This window comes from Sphingomonas gei, from assembly GCF_004792685.1.
GTDB lineage: Bacteria > Pseudomonadota > Alphaproteobacteria > Sphingomonadales > Sphingomonadaceae > Sphingomonas > Sphingomonas gei.
This window is the reverse complement of record NZ_SRXT01000001.1, coordinates 201,247-224,229: the sequence shown is the minus strand read 5'-3', so window position 1 is coordinate 224,229 and position 22,983 is coordinate 201,247. Positions and strand designations below refer to the sequence as shown.

Below are 22,983 nucleotides of genomic sequence, written 5' to 3'. Positions count from 1 at the left end.
AGGTCTCCACGCCGGGTGACGAGCAGCACGCGCACCCCCGAACCGCCGACCTTCTCCAGTGTCGGCATCCGCTCGAAGCTGACTCCGTCGAACCGCCACAGCCCCTGCGCGGTTCCTATCCAGAGGAATCCGTCAGGGGTCTGGGCGACGGCCGTTACGCTGCTCGGGGCGCCCTCCTCGGCCGAGAAAGCGGTGCGCTTATATCCGGGCATCACCGGCAGGTTCGGTTGGGCGGCTGCCGGCGCGACCCATGCCAATATCGCCAGCATCGCCAGCCGCACGTACCGCTGCATCACGCCCCTACCCCCGAGTTCCGGACATGACAGGCGATATACTGCTGCCGACCGATCAGCCAGCATGCCGTTCAGCATCGCCATTTCGGTCCAGGCGGTCGCGCCCGATCATGCGTCGTCCTGATTGCGCGGACGAAGCCTGATGTTGCGCCGGCCGAACAGCCGGGCGTCCAGCGAAAGCGAGCCGGGGCCGGTCAGAGCCAGTGCGAGTGTCAGCGCCGCGATCAGCAACCGTCCCGTTTGCCAATCCGCGATCAGGATTATCGTCGCCAGCGCCGCCAGCGCCGACCATCGGGTGCAAAGGCCGGCCATGATCAGCGCCGACGCGCCGATGAGAAGCCCGTGCACGACCGTCCCGTTGGATCTGCTGGAGATGCAAACAAGAAGGATCAGTGCGACGACACCCCGCAACAGGAACAGTCCTTGACCGGCAAAACCGGCAGGAAAGGACGACGGGTCGGAATCCATGTCGATCCATTGCCCTGGACGGGACCGTTTCAAACCCCCGTGCGGGTCATCGCGCGTTCACCCCATTCGGGTGTGGACCAGCCCGACCTTACCGCGCATTATCGCGCAAACGCGTTCGCGCCGATCGGATGGGATTAGGAAATGGTTGCGACGAAGCCGATCCGGATCATGATCGCAGACGACCATCCGATGCTGCGCGACGGCGTCGCCGCCTTGCTCGAGAGCCAGCCCGATATGCTGCTGGTCGGAGAGGCGAGCGACGGCGCCGATGCCGTCCAGCGTTTCGCCGCGCTGCGTCCGGACGTGACGCTGATGGACCTGCAGATGCCCGGAATGGGCGGCGTCGCCGCAATCCGCGCGATACGCGAGCAACATCCGCGTGCGCGAATCCTGGTGCTCACCACATATGACGGAGACGCGCAGGCGGCAGAGGCGCTTCGTGCGGGGGCGGCAGGCTTCCTGCTCAAGACCACGCTTCGCCGCGAACTGCTCGACACGATCCGGACGATCCATGCCGGTCGCCGGCACGTCCCCGCCGCCATCGCCCAGGAAATCGCGCTCCACGCCGGCGACGAGACGCTAAGCCCGCGCGAACGCTCGGTCCTGGCGCTCGTGGCGGAAGGGCTCGCCAACAAGGAGATTGCCTGGGAACTCGGCCTGGCCGAGGACACGATCAAGACGCACCTCAAGAACGTCTTCGCCAAACTCGGAGTCGCCGATCGCACGCTGGCGGTAACCACCGCGATGCGCCGCGGTATCCTCAACGGCTCGGCCTCACCCGGTTAAGTGACTGGCCCGCGCCCCGGACCGGCGATCCCAGATGAGTCGGGCGCTGCCATTCTCCCCCCGATCACGGAGGAGACCGTCCATGCTAAATCTGCGCTCAAAGTCGAGCTTTCCAGCCCTCGCCGCCTGCCTGTGGGCGGCCAGCGCCTGTGCGCAACAATCCACGCTTCCTGAGGGCGTACGGTCGGTTTCCCCGCAGGAGGGAAGAACCGTCAGCGATCCCGAGCAGCTGCCGCAGCGCACGCCGGGCCATTTGGTGCAGGACCTGCACGCAGCGTTCGGCGCGCACCAGGCGCGGGCGGTACACACCAAGGGGACGATCCTCCAGGGCTGGTTCGACCCCGCCCCCGGCGGCGCGGCGTTGTCGAGCGCGACGCTGTTTCGCGCGCGCGTGCCGGTGATCGTCCGCTTCTCCGATTTCACCGGCATCCCCGACATCCCGGATACCGAGAAGAACGCGCAGCCGCGCGGTCTCGCAATCAAGTTCCTGCTGCCCGACGGCAGCAATCTCGATCTCGTCAACCACAGCTTCAACGGCTTTCCGGTAAGTACTGCCTGGGAGTTCGGCGTGCTGCTCCGCGCGATCGGCGCCAGCGGTCCCGGCGCTCCCAAGCCGACCGCGCTCGATAGCTTTCTGGCCACCCATCCGCTCGCCAAGCAATTCCTGACGACGCAGACGCCCCCGCCCGCGAGCTGGGCGACCACCGCCTATTTCGGGGTGAACGCCTATCAGTTCACGCGCCCCGCCGGAGCCCCGCATCCTGTGCGCTATCGCTTCGTGCCCGAGGCGGGCGAGCATTATCTCACCGACGCCGAGCTGGCCCAGCGTGGGCCCAATTATCTGGGCGAAGAGATCGCCCAGCGGGTGGCGAAAGCGCCGATCCGCTTCACCTGGTTCGCGCAGATCTCCGAAACCGGCGACGCGATCGACAACCCTGCCATCGCCTGGCCCGAAACGCGCCGCCTGGTGAAGCTCGGCACGATTACGATCGACCGCCTCGGCCCGAACACGCCACTGGCCGATCGGTCATTGCTCTTCCTGCCGGGCACCACCACGCCGGGAATCGCGATAGCCGACCCGATGCTGACGATCCGGAACGCAGCGTATCCGGTGTCCTTCAAGGAGCGCCCCTGACGCCCGACCGGGGGCTCGACCTGCGCCAGCATCCCGATATGAGCGCCTGCAAAATGCCTGCCGCCGGAACGGTGTGTGAGACCGCTCGTTGGGTGCGCTCCCAAACCGGAAGGCTTCCCCTATATGCCGGCATCCGACGACTCGGTCTCGCGTGCATTTGCGTCCTTCAAGACGCCACCCCTGCTCTCGATCGGCGCAGTCGCCGCGCAGCTGGCAGACCGGTTGATCCTCGGCGACCTGTTGTTTGCGGCGACCGATGAAGTCCGGGCGCTTGCGGTCTCGCGGACGCTCGCTGCCATGGTGCCGACGGCAGAGGTCGTCTTTTGCCCCGGGAGCGATGCGCTGCCGGGGGACGAAGCGCCGGCATCGCCCGCCAATGTCGGACAGCGCGTCGCCGCGCTGCGGCGGATCCGACTGGCGCAGGCCCAACCCGACCGCCCCAGGATCGCCTGCATCACCACCGGCGAGGCGCTGGGCCGGACTTACGCCGCACCGGAAGCGTTCGAGGCGGCACTCCCGCACGTCGCGGTCGAGAAGCATGTCGACCTACAACGCCTGTTCGAGCAGCTGCTCGACGCCGGTTATGTCAGCGACGAGCGAGTCGACGAGCCGGGTGAAGTGGCATTGCGCGGCCAGGTTCTCGACGTCTATCCGGCCGACGCTGGCGAGCCGCTGCGGATCGAAGCGTCGGAGGGCCGCGTGGTCTCGATCCGCAGCTACGATCCGGCGAGCCAACGCACCACAAGCGAGTGCGAATCGCAGGAGCTCGGGCGAGTAGCAGAGCCGGTGCCGAGCGAAACCGGTGTGACGCTGGCCGAACATTTGCCGGAGGCGGCGCTCGCGGTGGAGACCGCCGCGCAGGATCGCCGCGAGCGCTTCCTGGCGCTGGCTGCCGATGCTCGCAAGCGCCGTCCGGACCGGGCAATCCGGGCTGTCGCGGATCGCGAGATGTGGCGCGCAGCCACCGCCGGCCGACGCCAGATCACGCTTGCGAGCGGGGATACCCCGCCGCCGCGCTTCATCGAGGCAAAGGCGCCGCTCCGCGCCTTTGCCAAGCTTGCCCGTGCGGCGATGAATGCCGGAGACCGCGTGATATTGCTCGGCGGCGCACGCGATCTCCGGTTCTTGCGCGGCCGTATCGCGAGCGCATTGAAATGCGAGGTGGTCGATATCCCTGGCTGGGCCGAACTCGGCCAGGCCACGCCGGACAGTCTGCTCCTGCTGGAAGCGCCGCTCGATCGTGGATTTCGAAGCGCGGGCGTGCTCGCCATCGCCGCCGCCGATCTGCTCGGCAGCCGTGCCGAGCGGGACGACGCGCAGGCCGGCGCGGTGGAAACCGCGCTGTCCGGTTTCGGCGAGATTCGCGTCGGTGACGTGGTGGTGCACGAAGATCATGGCATCGGTATCGTCGCCGGATTGGAACGCATGCCGGCGAACGGCGAAGGCGATCCCGGCGACGCCATCGCGATCACCTATGCCGATGGCGGGATGCGCCTGGTGGCGGTGGCGGAGGCAGACAGGCTATGGCGCTACGGAAGCGATGCCGATGCAGTGATGCTTGACAAACTGGACGGATCCTCCTGGCAGAAACGCCGCGGCGCGATCGACCTCGCCATCGCCGAGACCGCACGGGGAATGATCGCCCTGGCGGAAGAGCGTTCGGCAAGGACCGCCCCCAAGCTCGTGCCGGATATCGCAGCCTATGAGCAATTCGTCGCCGGCTTCCCGTTCGGCGAGACGCGCGACCAGGCACGCGCGATCGACGCCGTCCGCGACGATCTCGCCTCGGGATCGCCGATGGACCGGCTGGTCATCGGCGACGTGGGCTTCGGCAAGACCGAAGTGGCGTTGCGCGCGGCGGCGCTGGCGGCGCTCTCCGGACATCAGGTCGCGGTCGCCGCACCTACCACGGTGCTGGCACGCCAGCATATCGAGAACTTCACCGAACGGTTCGAAGGCACCGACATCACCGTTGCCGGCTTGTCTCGCCTTTCCAGCCCCGCCGACAAGAAGCGGGTAAAGGCCGGGCTTGCCGACGGCTCGATCCAGGTGGTGGTCGGCACCGGCGCGGTTGCGGGCAAGGGCGTCGAATATCAGGACCTCGCGCTGGTCATCGTCGACGAGGAGCAGCGTTTCGGCGCTGCCGACAAGACGCGGCTGCGCGAGCTCGGCGCGGGCCATGTGCTGACGCTCAGCGCGACGCCGATCCCGCGGACGCTCCAGTCGGCGCTGGTCGGCATCCAGCAGCTGTCGGTCATCGCGACGCCGCCTGCGCGCCGCCAGCCGATCCGTACCGCGGTTGGTGCGTTCGACAAGGAAATCGTTCGCGCCGCGCTGCTGCGCGAGCGCAGTCGCGGCGGGCAGAGCTTCGTCGTGGTGCCGCGGATCGAGGACATGGCGGCGCTCGCCGAGTTGCTGGCCAAGCTCGTTCCCGAACTCGAAGTGCTTCAGGCGCATGGCAAGCTCCCGGCCGCGGAGATCGACGAAGCGATGGTGCGCTTCGGTCGCGGTGAAGGCGATGTGCTGCTGGCGACCAACATCATCGAGGCCGGGCTCGACGTGCCGCGTGCGAACACGATGGTGATCTGGCGGGCCGACCGCTTCGGACTGAGCCAACTGCATCAGCTGCGCGGGCGCGTAGGCCGCGGAAGCCGGCGGGGACAGGTTCTCCTGCTGACCGAGCCGGACAAGGAAATCGCCCCGCGCACTCTCAAGCGGCTCCGCACGCTGGAAGCCTTCGATCGGCTGGGCGCCGGCTTCGCGATCAGCGCGCAGGATCTCGACATGCGCGGCGCCGGCGATCTCCTCGGCGAGGCGCAAGCCGGCCATATGAAGCTGATCGGGGTCGACCTCTATCAGCATCTGCTGGAAGCCGCGCTTCGCACGGCGCGGGGGGAAACGGTCGAGCGCTGGCGGCCCGAACTCCACCTCGGCATGGAAGGCAGGCTGCCGGAGAGCTGGATCCCCGAGCCCGAATTGCGCGTCACTTTCTATGTCAGGCTGGCGCGCGCGGAAGGCGCCGGCGAAATCGATACCCTCCATGCCGAACTGGAAGACCGGTTCGGGGCGATACCCGAGGAAGCCGCCATCCTGTTGTCGATCGCCCGAGTGCGGGCGAGTGCGCATGCCGCGAGGATTGCGCGCATCGACGCAGGGCCTGCGGCCATCGCCTTTACGCCGCGCGCCGATTTCGTCGGAAACCCCGAGGCGGGCCTGACCCGCAAGGGCGACCGGCTGTTGTTGAGCGAACGGATCGAAGACCCGGCGGAGCGATTGAAGCGGATCGAGGATGTCCTGGACGCGCTTGAAACCGAATGACCGCAAGCCTTCGCGCGCAATCAATCGGCCGACAGATACGCCTCTATGACAGCGTAGACGGTGTCGAGATCGTCGCCGATGCAATAAGGCGGCATGACGTAAATGGTGTTGCCGAGCGGACGAAGCAACACCCCGCGATCACGGCAAAATGCCGCCAGCCGGGGTGCTATTGGCGAGAGGTAATTGCCTGAGCGCTCGTCTACTTCGAATGCCGTAATCGTGCCCAGCTGCCGTGCGTTCACGACCTTCGAATGGTCCGCGATCGCGGCGAGCAACGCCCGCTGGCTGCGTTCGACCTCGGCGACGCGGTCCAGCACCGGCTCGTCGCGCCAGATCGCCAGATTGGCGTTCGCCGCCGCGCAGGCGATCGGATTGGCAGTGTAGCTCGACGAGTGGAAGAACATCCGCGCGCGGTCGCTCGACAAATGCGCGTCGAAGATCTCCGGCGTCGCCAATGTCACGGCGAGCGGCACTGCGCCGCCGGTCAGCCCCTTCGACAGGCACAATATGTCGGGCACGATCCCGGCCTGCGTACAAGCCAGCAAGGTGCCGGTCCGCCCCCAGCCGGTCATCACTTCGTCGGCGATGAACAGCACGCCGTGCCGCGCGCAGATCGCGCGCATCTCGGCGAGCATGGCCGGCGCGTAGATCTTCATGCCCCCCGCACCCAGGATCAGCGGCTCGACGATGAGCGCGGCCGGCGCATCGCGGCAATTGGCTTCGAGCGCGTCGAGCGTCGCCTGCTCGGCACCCGCCTCGGGAAACGGAATCGTCGCAACGTCGAACAGCAATGGCGCATAGGGTTGGTTGAACACGCCGCGCGCACCCACCGACATCGCGCCGATCGTGTCGCCATGATAGCTATGCTCCATCACGACGATGCGGTGCCGCGGCGCGCCCCGGTTCGCCCAGAAGCCGAGCGACATCTTGAGCGCCACTTCGACGCTGGTCGAGCCGCTGTCCGAAAAGAATATATGCGCCAGCGGATCCGGCATCATCGCGATCAGCGCGCGGGCGAGCGTCTCGGCGGGCTCGTGGGTGTAGCCCGCGAAGATGATCTGATCGAGCCGGCCCGCCTGCTCGGCGATCGCCGCCACGATCTTCGGATGCGCATGCCCGTGCGTCGTCACCCACCAGGACGAGATCGCATCGATGATCCGCACGCCTTCGCGCGTGTACAGCGCCGCACCCTCGGCGCGGGCGATCAGCGGGATCGGCTCGGCCAGGCCGTGCTGCGTGAAGGGGTGCCAGATCGGCGATGTCATGCCGCGAAGTCCGCGACCTGGAAATTGGCCCGGAACGCGCCGGCGAGCGTGTCGCGATCGAGCGGATCGAGCCGCGGCAACCGCCCGAGACGGCGTACCCCGCCGATCGCGGCGATCGTCGCTTCGCTGTCCTCGTTCGCGTCGCCGACGAATGCGATGCCGAGGATCGGAATGCCGCGTGCGCGCAGGGCTTCGATCGAGAGCAGGCTGTGGTTGATCGTGCCGAGCGCGGTGCGCGCGACCAGCACCACCGGCGATTGCCAGCGCGCAAACAGGTCAGCGTAGAGCAGATCGCGCGTGACGGGGACGAGCGCGCCCCCTGCCCCTTCGATCACCAGCGGCCGGTCGCACGGCGGCGGTGCCAGCCTGGAGGGTTCGATCGTCAGCCCGTCGAGCTCGGCGGCGCGGTGCGGCGAGCATGGCGTGCGCAGTCGATAGGCTTCAGGCAGGATGCAGTCCGCGGCCAGCCCCGACAACGCCGCCACCGTCGCGCTGTCCCCGCCATCGTCGAGCCCGGCCTGGATCGGCTTCCAATAAGCGCCCGCCAACGCACCGGCGAGTGCCGCCGCGAATACCGTCTTGCCGACACCCGTATCGGTGCCGGTCACTACGATCGCCCGGCTCATGCGAGGGCTCCGGCAAGTGCACGCACGTCGCGCTCCTCGACATTGAGCGTCAGCGAGATGCGCAGCCGCGCGGTGCCCGCGGGAACGGTCGGCGGACGGATGCCGCGTACGTCGAACCCGGCTGCCTGGAGCACCGCCGCCCGGCGCATCGTCTCGCCCTCCTCGCCGATGATCAAGGGCAGGATCTGCGACCCCGTCACGCCGACGCCGTGCGGCGCCAGCGCGTCTCCGGCCATTTGGATCAGCCGTTGCAGCCGCGCGCGACGCTCGGGCTCGTCGGCGACGATACGAAGCGCCTCGCGGACCGCTGCTGCCATCAACGGCGAAGGCGCTGTCGAGAAGATGAATGCGCGACCCCGATTGACCAGAAAGTCGCGCACCACCTTGGGCCCGCACACCAGCGCGCCCTCACAACCGAGTGCCTTGCCGCACGTATGCAGCGTGATCACATTGTCGCGCCCTTCCAGTTCGGCCGAAAAGCCGCTTCCGTCGGACCCGAACACTCCCGTCGCGTGCGCCTCGTCGATCAGCAGGATCGCGTCTTCCTGTGCCGCAAGCGTGGCCAATTCGGCCAACGGTGCGCGGTCGCCATCCATGCTGTAGAGGCTTTCGACTGCGATCCAGATGCGGCCCCTACCGCCCGACGCCCGCCATTCGCGAATCGCGTCGGCGAATGCGCCCAGGTCGTTGTGCCGGGCTGCGCGATAGTCGGCGCGGCTGAGCCGCATCCCCTCATGCGCGCTGGCGTGGATGAGCGCGTCATGGAGGATCAGGTCGCCGTGCTGCGGGAGAGTCGAAAGCAGCGCCGCGTTGGCGGCATAGCCGCTCGAAAAATACAACGCCGTCTCGCTGCGGAAGAAACGCGCGGCCTCGGCCTCGAGCGCCTCGTGCTCGGCGTGATTGCCGCGCAACAGCCGCGAGCCGCCCGACCCGACGGGTACGCCGCGGCCGATCGCGTCGGTGATCGCCGCGGCCAGCCGAGGCGACTTCGCCAGCCCGAGATAGTCGTTCGAGGAGAAGTCACGCCCGGCACGCGCGACCAGCCGCCGCGCGCGGTTGTGCGCAGCGAGTTGGGCAAGATCCTGCTGATGAGCGGTGAAAAGGGCGGACACGCGAGCCGCCTACACAAATCACCCCGCCCGAGCCAAGCCGGATCGGTTCAGAACCGCGCGCCCGCCCGTATCCCGATCGTTCGCGGCGTGATCGGGACGAAATAAGGCCGCTGGTCGCACGCGCCGCATTGCTGGAAGCGCGAAATCTGGCCGCGCTCGTCCCACAGATTCTGCGCGAACAATTCGAAATTGTAGCGGGCGAGCTCGAAGCCGATTGCGAGATTGCCGGTGGTATATGCCTCCAGCCGGCCGAGCGCCGCCGCCTTGGCGACGCGGATGTCGGAGGATGCCGAACTCTGGTGCGCGATCAGCCCCTGCACATAGGCGCGGCCCGACCCGACCGGGACCGCGTAGCGTGCCGTGCCGCTGATCTTGAAGCGCGGCGTGATCGGTAGGCGCGTGCCCTCGGGTGCCAGCACATCGGTTCCGTCGCCGATACAGATTTGAGTCTCGCAAAGGTCCTCGCGGGTCTTGGCGTCGGTGTACGAGCCAGCAGCGGTGAGCGTCAGTCCCCCCAGCGCGAGATTGGCGTCCATCTCCACACCGCGGATGCGCGCGTCGGGGCCGTTCTGGATGATCGTGAAGCTGTTCTCGCCTAGGAACGAGAATTGAAAATCCTTCCAGCTCTGCTGATAGATCGAGCCGTTGAAGCGCAGCCTGCCGTCGGCCAGCGTCGTCTTCCAGCCCAGCTCGTAATTGTAGAGCACGTCCGTGGCATAAGAAGCGACATCCCCGCGCCGGTTGATCCCGCCCGGCCGGAAGCCGCTCGAAGCGACGGCGTAGAAAAGCAAACCGTCGCTGGGTTTCCAGGTCAGGTTGAAGCGATAGGTGATTCCCTGATCGCTGGTCTTTTTGGGACGCAGCTCGCCGCCGACATAGGTCGCGAGATTGGTGCACGGCCCGCCGGAGACCATCGCCGGAAGCAGCGTGTTGGTAGGGCTGCCGTCGAGATACGCATCGCGCAAGGTCCTGCCGTCGGCGAGGAAACAGCCTGCGACGCCGGTCCGCGAACTGCCTGCGGCGTTGAACGGCGATGCCGTATAGGGTCGCCCGTCTGCGGGATCGACGCCGGGATTTCGGCCAAAGCCGAAGAAGCCGATCAGCGAATTATCGTAGATATAGGCGCGGCCGCCCGCAGTGACGGTCAGCTTGGGCGACAAATCGAGACTCGCCTCACCGAACATCGCATAATCCTTGTCGACCCGGTGCTGCTGGGTGAGCCACAATGTCCCCGGCGATCCGTTCACCGACACGGCGGCACCGAGATTGGGGATTTGATAATCCTGGTGGATCAGGTTCGACTGACGCTGGTAGAACATTCCCGCGACGACGCGGAACGACTCCTCCGACGGCGACGCGACACGCAGCTCCTGGCTGGTCTTCTTGAAGTGATCCGAGGCGACCACGACTTGTCGCGGATCGATCGTGTTGCCGGCATTGTCCTGATAATAGAAATAGCCCGCGAGCCCGCCCACCGATGCGTAGAGATTGTCGTATGCCTCAGAATAATCGGTGTAATCGCTGGAGGAGGCAGTTCTCCGATCGAGATAGGCGCCGGCATAGGTAATGTCCCAGTTGCCGATCTTGCCTTCGATCGTCAGCGCGCCCTGAATGAAGCGGTCGCGGCGATATTCCGGATAGAAACGCTGCACCTCGAGATCACCGACCTGCTGGTCGGAGCCGTAGCTGCCGTGGCTGCGCATCTCCTGGTAGAGAACGGTCGGCGTGACCGTCCAATCCGCGTCGAGATCGACCTTGAGCGCGGCGCGGCCGCCCCAGGTCTCGGTATCGTTGTAGTTCTCCTGGACGAAGGCGTCATTTTTGACGGTGATTCCGTCCTTGATGCAGCCGTTGACGTCGCCATTTGCATCGAAAGTCGGCGTGCCGCAGAAGGTGCGCGTGCCCGGCACATTGTCGATATAGCCTGCGTCGCGCTGGTAGAAGCCGACGACGCGGAGCGCCGCGCGGTCCGAAAAGGGCGTGTTGATCATCCCCTCGATCTTGCCGCCCTGCCCGCCATGCGCGACGGTGTTGCCCTCGACATCGACCCGGCCTTCGAAACCCGCGGTCTCGGGCTTGTTGGTGATGATGCGGATCGTCCCCGCCTGGCTCGACGCCCCGTAGAGCGTGCCCTGCGGCCCGGCGAGGCTCTCGATCCGCGCGATATCGTAGATATGGACGTCGAGCGTGCCGCCGATCGTCGTCACCGGCTGCTCGTCGAGATAGCTGCCGACCGAAGGCAGCGACCCCGAATGGTTGCCGTCGCCGCCCGATGCGACGCCGCGCATATAGACGGTGGTGACGCCCGGCTGCACGGTCTGGAACGCCACCGACGGCAGCAGCTGGGTATATTGGGTGAAATTGGAGATGTTGAGCTGGTCGAGCTTGCGCGTCCCGATCGCCTGGATACTGATCGGCACCGACTGGATGTTCTCGTCGCGCTTCTGCGCGGTGACGACGATTTCGTCGCGGTCGCTGGGAAGGTCGCTGCTTGTCTCGGCATCCTGGGCTTGCGCCATCGCCGGGAGGGTCAGGGCCGTCGATGCGAGCAGCCCGGAAAGCACGGCACGGCGCATTGGGATGATCATCACGGCCCCCACGTAACATCAATGTCATGCAAGACTGTGCTGCGATGCAGCAGTCGTCAATCGTTACACACGAAACCACTATACGATCTTGGGCGAGCGTGACGTTTCTGCAACGTTACAAGTCTGGCGGGACGTCCGGATAAAGCTCGACCACATCGCCCAACGCCCCGATCAGCGGCCCCAGATGCGGCGCGAACGCACGCCAGGCGCGGTCGCCGCCGGTGAAGATCGGCTGGCGAACCTGCTCCGAACTGGCCGTGCGCACCGCCCGCTCGGTCTCATGAAAGGCAAGGCAGGCAGGTTCGAAACCGACGCCGCAAGCGTCGAGCAGCCGGCGCACCTCGGCCTCGGTATCCGCGACCAAAGCTTCGTGGAACACCCGGTGCACCCGTCCCGGCTGGACTCGGTCGAGATGCGCCATCAGCCGCACATAATCGCGGTAATATCGCGCCATGTCGTCGAGCGCGTAGCTGAACGCCTGGCCGCGTGCGAAATGCTGCTTGAAGTTGGAGAAGCAGCACGCGCGCGGTTCGCGGCGCGCATCGATGATCGTGGCGTTTGGCAGGATCAGCCGGATCAGCACCATATGCGCCCAGTTGTTGGGAAGCTTGTCGACGAACAGCGGGCGATCGGTCCGGCGCTGGACCGCGGTGCGGCGCAGATATTCCTCGCCCAGTTCGCGGGCGCGCTCGGCGGTCATCTCGGCGAGGCCCTGCGGATATGCAGCGAGCTTGCGCGCGAGCGCGGGAAGATCGGGGAGCTCGGTCGTGCCCTCGATCCGGCTATGGCTGGCGAGGATCTGCTCGACCAGCGTCGAGCCCGCGCGCGGCATGCCGAGGATGAACACGGGATCGCGCGCATCGCTCCCCCAACCCGCGCGATCGTCGAAGAAGTCTGCGGTGGCGAGCGCGATGCAGTCGTCGACGAAGCGTTCGGTCTCGCCGGCGTCGTAGACGAGCTGCGTGCGGCGCAGGGCGTTGCCCGCGCAATAATGACCAAAGGCGCGGTCAGCGTCGCGACGGTCTTCGAATGCCTTGCCCAATGCGAAATCCAGGTGGAAGCGGTCCTCCTCGCTTATGCCGGGCTCGGCCTGTGCCGCTTCCATCGCGGCGATGTCGGCGTCGTCGAAGCGCACCGTCTTGAGATTGGCGAGGCTCCACCACGCTTCGCCCAGCGTCGGTGACAAGGCCAGCGCCTGGCGGTAGGCCGCCACGCCGTCCGCCTGGCGACCCACCGTCTTGAGCATATGGCCATAGCTCATCCACAATTTGGGCTGCGCCGGGGCGTCGACCAGCACGCGTTCGTAGAGCGTGATCGCCTCCTCGAACGCGCCGAGCCGGCCGAGCGTCGCGGCCTTGAGATTGGCATGACCGGGATGATCGGGCTCGGCCTCGATCAGCCGGTCGAGCTCCTCCAGCGCTTCGCTCGCCCGGTTCTGGCGATAAAGGACGAGCGCCAGATTGGCGCGCGCGGCAGTGAAAGCAGGCGCGAGCTCGACCGCACGGCGCAGCAAATTCTCGGCATCCTTCAATCGTCCGATCCGCCCGGCCAGCTCGGCGAGCATCCGGATCGCGCGCGCATCGAACGGATCGCGCTTGAGATAGTCCTTGAGCCCACGTTCGGCCTCGGGAATGCGATTGTCGTGCAGCGCCAGCGCGGCAGTCATCAGGTCGGGTGGAAAGCGCGTCGCGGGCATCGCGCGAAGATGACCACGCGCCCGCGGCGCGATCAAGCACCCCGTCCGTTTTTACCGCTGGACGCGCGGCGCCGCCGCAGTGACAACAAGCGGGTGAGCGCTGCCGCCTCCTTGCCACGACGCATTCTCGGCTTCTGGCCGGCACTCGCGCTGGTCGTCGGCAACATGATCGGATCGGGCATCTATCTGCTGCCCGCGACGCTCGCGCCGCTCGGCGCCAATGCGCTGATCGGCTGGGGCGTCACGATCCTCGGCGCGATGGCGCTCGCCTTCGTCTTCGCCCGGCTCGCGGCGAAACTGCCCTGCGCGGGCGGACCCTATGCGTTTGCCGACGCGGCGTTCGGCCCGGTTGTGGGGTTCGCGGTGGCGTGGAGCTATTGGATCCTCGTCTGGGCGGGCAATGGCGCAGTCGCCATCGCCGTGGTGAGCGCGCTGGGCGTTCCGTTCCCGCTGCTGGCCAGCGGCGCGCCCGCGTTCGGCACTGCATTGGTGCTGATCTGGGCGCTGGTCGCAGTCAACATCCGCGGCGTCGCCCTGGCGGGCCGGATCCAGCTGGTCACCGCGATCCTGAAGCTGTTGCCCCTTGCGGGCATCGTCGTTCTCGCGCTCTGGTTGCTGCTGCGCGACGGCCATGCGGCGATCGCCGCGAATCCGTCGGTGCCGATCGGCGCAGGCGCAGTCGCGGGCGCAGTCGCACTGACGTTCTGGGGCTTCCTCGGCGTCGAGTCGGCGACGGTCCCGGCCGACAAGGTCAAGGACGCTGCCCGCACGGTGCCGCTGGTGACGCTGCTCGGCACCGCGCTTACCGGGCTGGTCTATGTGCTCGTCGCGGGCACGATCACGCTGATGATGCCTGCGGACGCGGTCGCCGCGTCGCCGTCGCCGCTCGCAGCGTTTCTCGGCCGGTCGTGGGGCGCGGGCGCCCAGCTCATCGTAGCCCTGTTCGCTGCGATCAGCGCGCTCGGCACGCTCAACGGCTTCATCCTGCTGCAAGGCGAGATGCCCTGGGCAATGGCGCGCGGCGGAGTCTTTCCGGCATGGTTCGCCAAGGAGAACCGCCACGGCACTCCGGCGCGCGCGCATCTGGTGTCGGGCGTGCTGGTGACGCTGGTGATGGCGCTGAACTATACCGGCTCTACAGCCACTTTGTTCGCCGAGATCGCGACGATCAGCCTCGCCGCGGGGATGCTCGCTTATTTCGTCAGTGCGCTGGCGGCGCTCAAGCTGCTCGCCGGGGATCGGGCGGTGACGGTGGCGGCGATCATCGCCGCGGGTTTCGTGCTGTGGATGATCTATGGGCTCGGCTTGCGCGCGAACCTGTGGGGTCTGGGGCTGCTCGCGCTCGGCCTGCCGGTATTCCTGTGGGTGCGGCGCGCCCGATAGTTCTGCGAGCACGCCCGACCGACAAAAAATAATACTATATGTCTTGCGAACCGATGGGCTTTTCGGCACCGATCGCCGGAGCGCCTGGAGGGGACCCGCACGCGAATGATCGACGCCAGCATGATCAGCTTCCGGTCCTTGTCGGAACGCGCGATATCGAGTCATGATCAGGTCGCGCGTGCGCTCGGCATGGAGATACTGGCGGGCAAGCACGCTGTCGGCGGCAATCTGCCCAATGAAGCCGATCTGCTCGCCCGCTTCCAGATCTCGCGCACCGTGCTGCGCGAAGTGCTCAAGACGCTGTCGGCAAAGGGCTTGCTCGCCGCCAAGGCGCGCGTCGGCACGCGAGTCACCCAGCCCGTCCACTGGAATTTCTTCGACGCCGAGGTCCTCAGCTGGAAAGTCGCGATCGGCCTCGACGACGCCTTCCGCCGCGACATGGCCGAAATCCGGCGGCTGATCGAGCCGCGCGCCGCCGCGCTGGCGGCCGAGCGGCGCGAAGAGGCCGCGATCACTGCGATCCGTGCCGCGCTCGATCGCATGCGAATCGTCGATCAGGACGCGATGCGCTTCGCCCAGGCCGATCTCGACTTCCATCTCGCGATCGGTGCGGCATCGGGCAATCTGCTGATGCGCTCGATCGCTTCGGTGATCGAGACCGCGCTGGCGGCATCGTTCAGCCCGATCGCGCCGCGCGAACATCCCGAACTCCACCTCGAGACGGTGGCGAAGCACGAGGCGATCCTCGACGCGATCGTCGCCGGAGACCCCGCCGCCGCATCGGCGGCGATGCTCGGCGTCATCAACGACGCGGCGCCGCGCAACGAAGGCGCGCCCGACCAGCAAGGCATGGCATTGTGAGCGGTTTCAATCGACGGGCAGTTTTGGGCGGCGCCACCGCGGCGGGATTGCTGGCGGGCGGCGGCAAGGTGCTGGCTGCGGGAGACCCAGTCGCGCCCTATCGCACGCCCTTCAAGCATCCGGAGCTGGTCGTCGGCCCGTCGCAAATCGCCGGCAGCTTCGACGAGAAGTCGGTCGATTGCCCGTTCGTCTTCTCGGCGAACGGCCGCTTCTATCTGACCTATGTCGGCTTCGACGGCATCGGCTATCAGACCGCTCTCGCCGAATCGCATGACCTGGTCCACTGGTCGAACCGGCGACTGATCCTCGAGCGCGATCCTGCCTCGGCGGTGACGCGCTACAATGTCGCGATGGCCTCGATCCTGCGCGAGAACGCGCTCGAAAGCCCGGCGCGGCTGATCAAGGTCAAGGGCCGCTATCTCGGCGCTTGGCACGCCTATCCGAGCGCCGGCTATGAGGAAGGGCCGGCGGTGATCGGGCTCGCGTGGAGCGACGATCTGCTCCACTGGGCGCGCGGCGACCCGATCCTGCTGCCGCAGGACGGTGCCGAATGGGAGCGCGGCGGGCTCTACAAGCCCTATCTGATCCGCGTCGGCGATATCTATCACCTCTATTACAACGCCAAGACGACCGGCACGTCGTGGAAGGAACAGACCGGCCTCGCCACGTCGAAGGACCTGAAAACCTGGACGCGCCACCCCGCCAGCCCGCTGATCCGCAACGGCCCGGCCGGAAGCTGGGACGATCGCTTCGCCAGCGATCCCGTGGTGGTCGAGCATCGCGGCAAATGGGGGATGTTCTATTTCGGCCTGTCGACCGACAAGCGCGCCCGCGACTTGCTGGCGCTGGGTTCCTCACCCACCGACTTTGCCAAGGTGCCCGAGATCCTCGTCGATGTCGGCCCGCCGGGTTCGGTCGACGACACTTATGCGCACAAGCCCTCGGTGATCTTCCACAAGGGCGATCTCTACCACTTCTACTGCGCGGTCAGCGGCAAATGGCCCAACGAAGTGCGCGGGATCGCCGTGGCACGCTCGCGCGCCTGGTAGTCAGCGCGGGCACCCTTGCCGCGCGATGACCGGCGTCGCGGCGCGCGCCATCGCGGTATAGCCGGCGTCGTTGGGGTGGAGATGGTCGCCGATCTCGAACCCGGCGACGAGCCGGTCGCGCTTCGCGGGGTCGCGGGTGGCGGCGTCGAAGTCGATCACGCCGTCGAACGCGCCTGAGCTGCGGATCCACTGATTGACCGTCACGCGCTTCGCCTCGCCCGCCGCATCCTGATATGCCGCGCCGACGAACGGGAGCAGCGTGCCGCCGAGCACCTTCAATCCACGCGCATGCCCCCGATCGATGAGCTGGCGGTACGCGGCGATCACCTGATCGGCACTGACCGCCTGGGCGGGATTGGTCTTGCCCGCGCCGATATCGTTGATCCCTTCGAGCAATACGACATGGGTGACGCCGGGCACCGACAGCACGTCGCGGTCGAAGCGCGCCAGGGCATTAGGCCCGCGCCCGTCGTGGAGCAGGCGATTGCCGCTGATCCCGGCATTGACCACCGTCCAGCAGCGCGCGTCGCGCCGCGCGGCGAGCGCGGCCGAGACCTGCGCCGGCCAACTCGTCCGCGCCGAATCCGATGCGCCCGCGCCTTCGGTGATCGAATCCCCGAAAGCGACCAGTACCCGCCCGCGCACGGTTCCGGGGACCTCCACCGACGAGGCGAGGCCGGCGCTGCGCGCTTCCGTCCCCTGCCCGGCGTTGCGCGTGGTGTCGCCCTTGCTCAGTCGCACCTTCTGGGCGTGCGCTGCGGGAGTGACCTTATCGGGATAATAGACGCTGAGCACCAATTGCGTGCCGGGCGAAACCGGGAACGGCAGCGGATCGCTATACGCCGGCGCACCCGTCGGGATAAGGATCGATTGCGCGCCCGAGAAGCGCAACGGCACCGGCGCGCCGCCTTCGATGGCCACACTCGCGGCGCCGATCCGCAGCGGCTCGGCACCAAGCTCGTTGGTCAGCCGGATTCGGATGCGTTCGCCCGCAGCCGCGATCCGGATCGTCTGGCGCACCGTCTGATTCTCGATCGGATCGGGATACGCGCCCTTGGACTTGGGCTCCCAGCCGATCGGCGGCGCCACCCACGCCGCCTGCCAGCGGTCGGGCGCAGCCGCTCCGGCAAGCGCCAGCGACGCCGGCAAAAACAGGGCGAGCAGGGCGGCCGTTGGGCGTGCGGACATGGCAGTGATCTCCCGTGGACAGCAATTAGTAATATGATACGCATTGCGCCGCCGGGCTCAAGCGCGGGATGTGGAGAAACGTATTTTGTCGGAGCGTTCGAAGGTCAACCGTCGCGGGGCACTGAAGGTTGCGGGAGCGGGGCTGACGGGGTTGAGTGCGGCACGCGCCTTGCCGGCAGCGGCGAAGGCGGTCACCGGAGCTCTCCGCGCCGATCGCCTGCGAGTCGAGTGGCGCGAATCGCCCGTGGGGATCGACTCGCTGCAGCCCCGCTTCACGTGGGAGCCCATGGCCCGGGATCAACGTGCGCGGGGACTCGCGCAATCCGCTTCGCGGGTTCTGATTGCACGCAGCCGCGCCGCCCTCGATGCCGGACGCGGCGAGGTTTGGGACAGCGGGCGCATCGCCGGCGCACACCCCGCTGCCCAGCCCCCTGCCCCGCTCATGCTCGAACCGCATCGCGACTATCACTGGTGCGTCGAGATCTCGGACCAGACCGGCAGGTCCTGCGGCCGATCCGCGCCTGCGCACTTCGTCACCGGGCTGCTCGCCGCCGATCAATGGCAGGCCGAGTGGATCGCCGCGACGCCCGATCGCCCGCGCGGATCGCACAGCCGCGGCAGTGATCGTTCGCCGGCCAGGCCGCCCGAGCCGTTGCCGATCTTTCGCCGGGCATTCGATCTCCCTGGCCGCCCGCGCCGCGCCATCCTGTCGATCGCCGCGCTCGGGCACGGCGATGTGACGGTCAACGGCACGCCGGTCACGCGCGCGATGCTCAATCCCGGCTGGACCGACTATCGCCACACGATCCTCTATACCAGCCACGACATCACTGCGCTGCTCGCCCGCGGGGCCAACGCGATCGGGGTGATGCTCGGCAACGGCATGTACAATGTCGAACGCGTGCCCGGCCGCTACGTCAAGTTCGTCGACAGCTTCGGCCAGCCCAAGCTGATCGCCCGGCTCGATATGGAATTGGCAGATGGCAGCCTGCGTACCATCGTCTCGGACCACGAGTGGCAGACCCGCGAAGGCCCGATCCGTTATTCGAACGTCTATGGCGGCGAGGATGTCGACGGCCGACTCGAAATTCCCGGCTGGGACCGCCCCGGCGCGCCAGGCGCAGGCTGGCGCGCGCCGCTTGGCGTCGGGGGCCCCGGCGGAACGCTGAGGGCGCAGGGCATTCCGGGGATCGAGGTCCAACGCACGATCGCGCCCATCCGGGTGACGCCGCTCGGCAATGGCAGGATCGTCTATGATTTCGGCGAGAATTGCTCGGCACGCCCGCGCGCGGTCCTGCACGGACCTGCGGGCAGCCGTGTCCGGCTGCGCCCCGGCGAGGCGCTGGACCCGGACGGCGGCGTCAGCCAGCGCAGCTTCAACGCCTCGCCAAAGAACGAGACTCGCTTCGAATACATTCTCGCCGGCCGCGGCGCCGAGACTTTCCAGCCGCGCTTCATCCATCAGGGCTTCCGCTATCTCGAGGCGGAACTTCTGCCCCTCGAAGGCGGCGGTCAGGCCCCGCGGATCGAGCGGATCGAAATCGACTTCGTCCATGCCGGCCTGACCCAGGTCGGCAGCTTCGACAGCAGCGAGCAGCTGTTCGTCGCCACGCACCACCTGATCGACCAGGCGCTGCGCAGCAACATGGCGAGCGTGCTCACCGATTGCCCGCACCGCGAGAAGCTCGGCTGGCTCGAGCAGACCCATCTCAACGCGCCGACGATCCTCTACAATCGCGACGCCGCCGCGCTCTACGAGAAGATGGCTATCGACATCGCCGATGCGCAGCAGCCCGACGGCATGGTCCCCGGCATCGCCCCCGAATATGTCGCCTTCCTCGACAAGGACGGTGGCGACACGATCTGGCGCAACTCGCCCGAATGGGGCGTCGCGGCGGTGCTTTCGCCCTGGGCCGCCTATCGCGCTTATGGCGACCGCACGGTGCTGGAGAGGGCCTACCCTGCGATGGTTCGCTACATGGCCTATCTTGCCGGGCGTGCGGTGGACGGCGTGATCGATTTCGGCATGGGCGACTGGTACGATCTCGGTCCCAAGCCGCCGGGGGAGTCGCAGCTGACCAGCCGCGCATTGGCCGGCACCGCCTGCTGGTACGAGTCGTTGCGTGCGCTCGCGCGGATCGCCCGCCTGACCGGCCGCCCGATGGCCGATGCGGCGCGCTGGACCGCACAGGCGGATGCGGTGCGCAACGCCTTCAACCGGCGCTTCTTCCGCGCCGATCGCGCAAGCTACGACACCGGCAGTCAGTGCGCGCTGGCGATGCCGCTGGCGCTGGGCATGGTGCCGGCGGGTCGCGAGCGCGCCGTGCTCGACAATCTGGTGGCTGCCGTCCGCGCCAATGGCAATGGCGTCACCGCGGGCGATGTCGGCTTCCGTTACGTCATCGATGCACTGACCACATATCGCCGCGACGACGTGATCGATGCGATGATGCGCGTCACCGATCGTCCGGGCTACGGCCAGCAGCTGCAGAACGGCGCGACGGCGCTGGCCGAGGCATGGGACGCGAACCCGACCAAGTCGCTCAACCATTTCATGCTAGGGCACGGCGAAGGCTGGCTGTACGGCGCGCTCGCGGGAATCCGCATCGACTTTGCGGCGGCGCGGCCGGAGCGCATCGTGCTGATCGCGCCGCGCCCGGTAGGCGCCACCCGCGCCGCCGCGGCGCGGCATCGCAGCGTACTCGGGGAGGTGGCGAGCCGATGGCGGAATGACGGCGGGGGCCTGCTGCTCGAGGCGGTGATCCCGCCCGGCCCCGGGGGGACGGTCATCGTGCCGACGACGGCGCCCGAGCATGTGACCGCGAGCGGCAAGCCGGTGAAGGGCGTGGTCGTACCCGGCGGGCTGGAGGTCGTCCTCGGTTCGGGCCGCTACCAATTTGAAGCGCTAGTCTAGCTCCCCTCCCTGCTCGCAGGGAGGGGCAGGGGGTGGGTGCGCGCGTCTGCGCGCTCAAAAGAATCGCTCACGTCACGGCAAGAGGCATCGGCTGGGCATCGAGCCCCAGCCGACGCCACCCACCCCTGCCCCTCCCTTCAGGGAGGGGAACGCAGCGCCCTAATCCGCCGGCAGCGCCACCACCGCCACCCCATGCGCCGGCAAACTGCCATCGCGCAGATCACCCGTCACCGGCTTCGCACCCGCGGGCAGCGCAGGACTTAGCGGCGCATCCCCGTGGTTGATCAGTATCAGCATCCGCTTACCCGCCCCCGCCCGCTCCATCACTTCGAGCGCCGCCGGCGCGTCCGGGATTACCGGCGCGACCTTCGCCTCCTCCAGCAAACGCCGCGCAAAACCGCGCAGCATCGCCTCATCGGGCCAGACGCCGACATAGGTGATCCGCCCCTTGCCCACCCGCCGCGTTACCGCCGCGGGCTTGCCGTCGAGCCAACCGTTGGACGGGCCATAGCGCTCGAGAATTTCGACATCCTTCGCCCGCGGCGCGATGGTCTCGGCCCAGATGCTCGTCTCGCCATTGCCGAGCGCCCCGCTCAGCGGCGCGGCGGCATCCAGGGCATAATATTGCTCGACTTGCGCGCCGAGCAGATCGGCAAGCGGCCCCGGCTGGCGCTGCGGCCATAGCGCGTTGGCATCGTCCTTCATCCCCGATCGCGGCCCGAGCACCAGATGCCCGCCGGCGCGGACGTACCCGGCGAGCCGGTCGGCTTCCGCCTGCGTCACCACATGCAGGCTGGGCGCCACCACCAGCGGATAGCGCTTCAGATCGGCGTCGATCGGCACGATGTGCACCGCCTGCGAGAGGCTGCGCAGCGGGCGATACCAGGCGGTGAACTGCTTGATCGGATCGAAGTCGCGATGATGCCGCTGCAAGTCGATCGCCCAGCGGCTGTCATAGGAGAACAGCATCGCGATCTTGCCGACGGGTTCGGTCCCCGCCAGCGCCGGCCCCGCCGCCGCGGCATCGTGCGCGACCTGGGCGCTCTCGTCGAAGATCGGATAGGGCGTGCCGTCCGCCCCCAGCATCGCGCCGTGATATTGCTCCTGACCGTTCAACGCCGAACGCCACTGCCAATAGAGCACCGCGTCGGCGCCATGGCCGATCGCCTGCCACGCCAGTTCGCGCGTCTGACCGCGATCGAGCGCGCGATTGACCGGCACCCAGTCGACTCGGCCCGGCTGTGTCTCCATCAGCCAGAAATTGCGCTGCTTGTAGCCGCGCACCAGATCGTGATTGGCGGCATTGGCGAGCCAGTCCGGACGGCCATCGGGGATGTAATTGTCCCACGACGCGAGATCGAGATCGCGGTGCATCGCGAAATGATCGAACCCGGCATTCCAGAACATCGTGTTGGTGGTCACCCATTGCCGCGGATCGGCCACCGCGCGGATCGCGCCGGCCTGCGCCTGGACATAATCGACCCAGGTCGCGGTGACGAAATGCTTGAAGTCGAGCAGCAGCCCGGGATTGTGCTGCCCGGTGGCGCGCAGCGGCACCTGCGCGAAATTGTCGTAATGCTGGCTCCAATAGTGCGTGGTCCAGCGGCGGTTGAGCGTCTCGATCGTGCCGTAGCGCTTTGCCAGAAAGGCATGCCACAGCGCCTGCGCTTCGGGATCGAAAGACGGCGGGCCGACTTCGTTGTCGATCTGCCAGCCCAGGATACGCGGATCGCGGCCATAATGCTTCGCCATCTCCGCGGCGATCCGCGTCGCGAAGGTCCGATAGCGCGCGCTGGCGAAGGAGAAATGCCGCCGTCCGCCATGTTCGGCGCGCGTGCCGTTTTCGTCGACGCGCAGGATCTCGGGATAGGCCTGGCTCATCCACGCCGGCGGCGCGGCGGTGGGGGTGCCGAGCACGACCTGCATCCCCGCCGCATGCGCCGCGGCGATCGCGCGATCGAGCCATGCGAAGTCGAACCTGCCGTCGCTCGGCTCCATTCGGCTCCAGGCGAATTCGGCGAGCCGGACGGTGTTGAACCCGGCCTGCCGCATCATCGCGAGGTCGGTCGCCCAGCGCGCCTCGGGCCATTGCTCGGGATACCACGACACCCCGATCGCCAGCGGGACTTTGGGCGCGGCGAGAGCGGCCTTCGCAGACGCGCGCGAAGCGTCCTGCGCCGTCGATGGCGCGGCTATCGCAAGGGCAGCCGTCGCAATCGTCGCCAAGAGACCAAAGCTGCGCTGGACCACCGATACTCTCCGCGATTAGTAATATGATATGCGTACGGACAGGACTCGCTT

At 67.5% G+C, this 22,983-nt stretch carries 15 protein-coding genes and 1 pseudogene; 7 read left to right on the top strand and 9 right to left on the bottom strand.

Annotated elements, in window-relative coordinates; all coding sequences use genetic code 11:
• Positions 1-110: 110 nt before the first annotated feature.
• Positions 111-212 (bottom strand): annotated as a pseudogene (locus tag E5A73_RS21980) (two-component regulator propeller domain-containing protein); the annotation flags it as partial.
• Between the two features lie 189 nt (positions 213-401).
• Positions 402-761, bottom strand: a complete 360-nt coding sequence (locus E5A73_RS00915; RefSeq protein ID WP_135961925.1) for a hypothetical protein — start codon at positions 759-761, stop codon at positions 402-404.
• A 141-nt stretch (positions 762-902) separates the two neighbouring features.
• Between E5A73_RS00915 and E5A73_RS00910 the strand changes: the two genes are divergently transcribed.
• The 3 genes from E5A73_RS00910 to E5A73_RS00900 all read left to right on the top strand — a co-directional run bounded on the left by E5A73_RS00910 (position 903) and on the right by E5A73_RS00900 (position 6,000).
• On the top strand, positions 903-1,547 hold the full coding sequence (locus tag E5A73_RS00910; RefSeq protein ID WP_135961924.1) for a response regulator: 645 nt from the start codon (positions 903-905) through the stop codon (positions 1,545-1,547).
• 82 nt (positions 1,548-1,629) lie between these two features.
• Positions 1,630-2,682, top strand: a complete 1,053-nt coding sequence (locus E5A73_RS00905) for a catalase family peroxidase (RefSeq protein ID WP_240699949.1) — start codon at positions 1,630-1,632, stop codon at positions 2,680-2,682.
• Positions 2,683-2,805: 123 nt separating this feature from the next.
• The gene (locus tag E5A73_RS00900) at positions 2,806-6,000 is read left to right on the top strand and encodes a helicase-related protein (protein WP_135961923.1); all 3,195 of its coding nucleotides are present in this window, start codon (positions 2,806-2,808) and stop codon (positions 5,998-6,000) included.
• A gap of 20 nt (positions 6,001-6,020) precedes the next feature.
• Here the strand turns inward: E5A73_RS00900 and E5A73_RS00895 are convergent, their stop codons facing one another.
• From E5A73_RS00895 to E5A73_RS00875, 5 genes are all read right to left on the bottom strand, one after another.
• Positions 6,021-7,265, bottom strand: coding sequence for an adenosylmethionine--8-amino-7-oxononanoate transaminase (locus E5A73_RS00895; protein WP_135961922.1), 1,245 nt, complete (start codon positions 7,263-7,265; stop codon positions 6,021-6,023).
• The gene (gene bioD, locus E5A73_RS00890) at positions 7,262-7,891 is read right to left on the bottom strand and encodes a dethiobiotin synthase (RefSeq protein ID WP_135961921.1); all 630 of its coding nucleotides are present in this window, start codon (positions 7,889-7,891) and stop codon (positions 7,262-7,264) included. Before bioD ends, E5A73_RS00895 begins: the two co-directional genes overlap by 4 nt.
• Positions 7,888-9,003, bottom strand: coding sequence for an 8-amino-7-oxononanoate synthase (locus E5A73_RS00885; protein WP_135961920.1), 1,116 nt, complete (start codon positions 9,001-9,003; stop codon positions 7,888-7,890). Before E5A73_RS00885 ends, bioD begins: the two co-directional genes overlap by 4 nt.
• 47 nt (positions 9,004-9,050) lie before the next feature.
• Positions 9,051-11,591, bottom strand: coding sequence for a TonB-dependent receptor (locus tag E5A73_RS00880; protein WP_135961919.1), 2,541 nt, complete (start codon positions 11,589-11,591; stop codon positions 9,051-9,053).
• 115 nt (positions 11,592-11,706) lie between these two features.
• Positions 11,707-13,287, bottom strand: coding sequence for a tetratricopeptide repeat-containing sulfotransferase family protein (locus E5A73_RS00875; RefSeq protein ID WP_240699948.1), 1,581 nt, complete (start codon positions 13,285-13,287; stop codon positions 11,707-11,709).
• A 93-nt stretch (positions 13,288-13,380) separates the two neighbouring features.
• Here E5A73_RS00875 and E5A73_RS00870 point away from each other — a divergent pair, with 93 nt between their 5' ends.
• From E5A73_RS00870 to E5A73_RS00860, 3 genes are all read left to right on the top strand, one after another.
• The gene (locus E5A73_RS00870) at positions 13,381-14,670 is read left to right on the top strand and encodes an amino acid permease (RefSeq protein WP_240699947.1); all 1,290 of its coding nucleotides are present in this window, start codon (positions 13,381-13,383) and stop codon (positions 14,668-14,670) included.
• Between the two features lie 105 nt (positions 14,671-14,775).
• Positions 14,776-15,531, top strand: a complete 756-nt coding sequence (locus tag E5A73_RS00865; protein WP_206366348.1) for a FadR/GntR family transcriptional regulator — start codon at positions 14,776-14,778, stop codon at positions 15,529-15,531.
• A complete protein-coding gene (locus E5A73_RS00860; RefSeq protein WP_240699946.1) occupies positions 15,528-16,580 on the top strand; it encodes a glycoside hydrolase family protein in 1,053 nt (350 codons plus the stop codon). Before E5A73_RS00865 ends, E5A73_RS00860 begins: the two co-directional genes overlap by 4 nt.
• Here the strand turns inward: E5A73_RS00860 and E5A73_RS00855 are convergent, their stop codons facing one another.
• Positions 16,581-17,768 (bottom strand): SGNH/GDSL hydrolase family protein, encoded by a 1,188-nt coding sequence (locus E5A73_RS00855; RefSeq protein WP_135961915.1) that lies wholly within the window; start codon positions 17,766-17,768, stop codon positions 16,581-16,583.
• A gap of 70 nt (positions 17,769-17,838) precedes the next feature.
• Here E5A73_RS00855 and E5A73_RS00850 point away from each other — a divergent pair, with 70 nt between their 5' ends.
• Positions 17,839-20,682: an alpha-L-rhamnosidase gene (locus E5A73_RS00850; protein ID WP_135961914.1), complete on the top strand. Its 2,844-nt coding sequence runs from the start codon at positions 17,839-17,841 to the stop codon at positions 20,680-20,682.
• 159 nt (positions 20,683-20,841) lie between these two features.
• Here E5A73_RS00850 and E5A73_RS00845 read toward each other — a convergent pair whose 3' ends face one another.
• Complete coding sequence (locus E5A73_RS00845) at positions 20,842-22,791, bottom strand: beta-galactosidase (RefSeq protein ID WP_240699945.1); 1,950 nt, start codon at positions 22,789-22,791, stop codon at positions 20,842-20,844.
• Positions 22,792-22,983 lie beyond the last annotated feature (192 nt).

What these genes read in the sequence shown, in the direction of transcription:
- E5A73_RS00875 (WP_240699948.1), bottom strand. Translation starts at nt 13,287, where the DNA reads ATGCCCGCGACGCGCTTTCCACCCGACCTGATGACTGCCGCGCTGGCG.
- E5A73_RS00865 (WP_206366348.1), top strand. Translation starts at nt 14,776, where the DNA reads ATGATCGACGCCAGCATGATCAGCTTCCGGTCCTTGTCGGAACGCGCG.
- E5A73_RS00915 (WP_135961925.1), bottom strand. Translation starts at nt 761, where the DNA reads ATGGATTCCGACCCGTCGTCCTTTCCTGCCGGTTTTGCCGGTCAAGGA.
- E5A73_RS00900 (WP_135961923.1), top strand. Translation starts at nt 2,806, where the DNA reads ATGCCGGCATCCGACGACTCGGTCTCGCGTGCATTTGCGTCCTTCAAG.
- bioD (WP_135961921.1), bottom strand. Translation starts at nt 7,891, where the DNA reads ATGAGCCGGGCGATCGTAGTGACCGGCACCGATACGGGTGTCGGCAAG.
- E5A73_RS00905 (WP_240699949.1), top strand. Translation starts at nt 1,630, where the DNA reads ATGCTAAATCTGCGCTCAAAGTCGAGCTTTCCAGCCCTCGCCGCCTGC.
- E5A73_RS00880 (WP_135961919.1), bottom strand. Translation starts at nt 11,591, where the DNA reads ATGATCATCCCAATGCGCCGTGCCGTGCTTTCCGGGCTGCTCGCATCG.
- E5A73_RS00910 (WP_135961924.1), top strand. Translation starts at nt 903, where the DNA reads ATGGTTGCGACGAAGCCGATCCGGATCATGATCGCAGACGACCATCCG.
- E5A73_RS00855 (WP_135961915.1), bottom strand. Translation starts at nt 17,768, where the DNA reads ATGTCCGCACGCCCAACGGCCGCCCTGCTCGCCCTGTTTTTGCCGGCG.
- E5A73_RS00895 (WP_135961922.1), bottom strand. Translation starts at nt 7,265, where the DNA reads ATGACATCGCCGATCTGGCACCCCTTCACGCAGCACGGCCTGGCCGAG.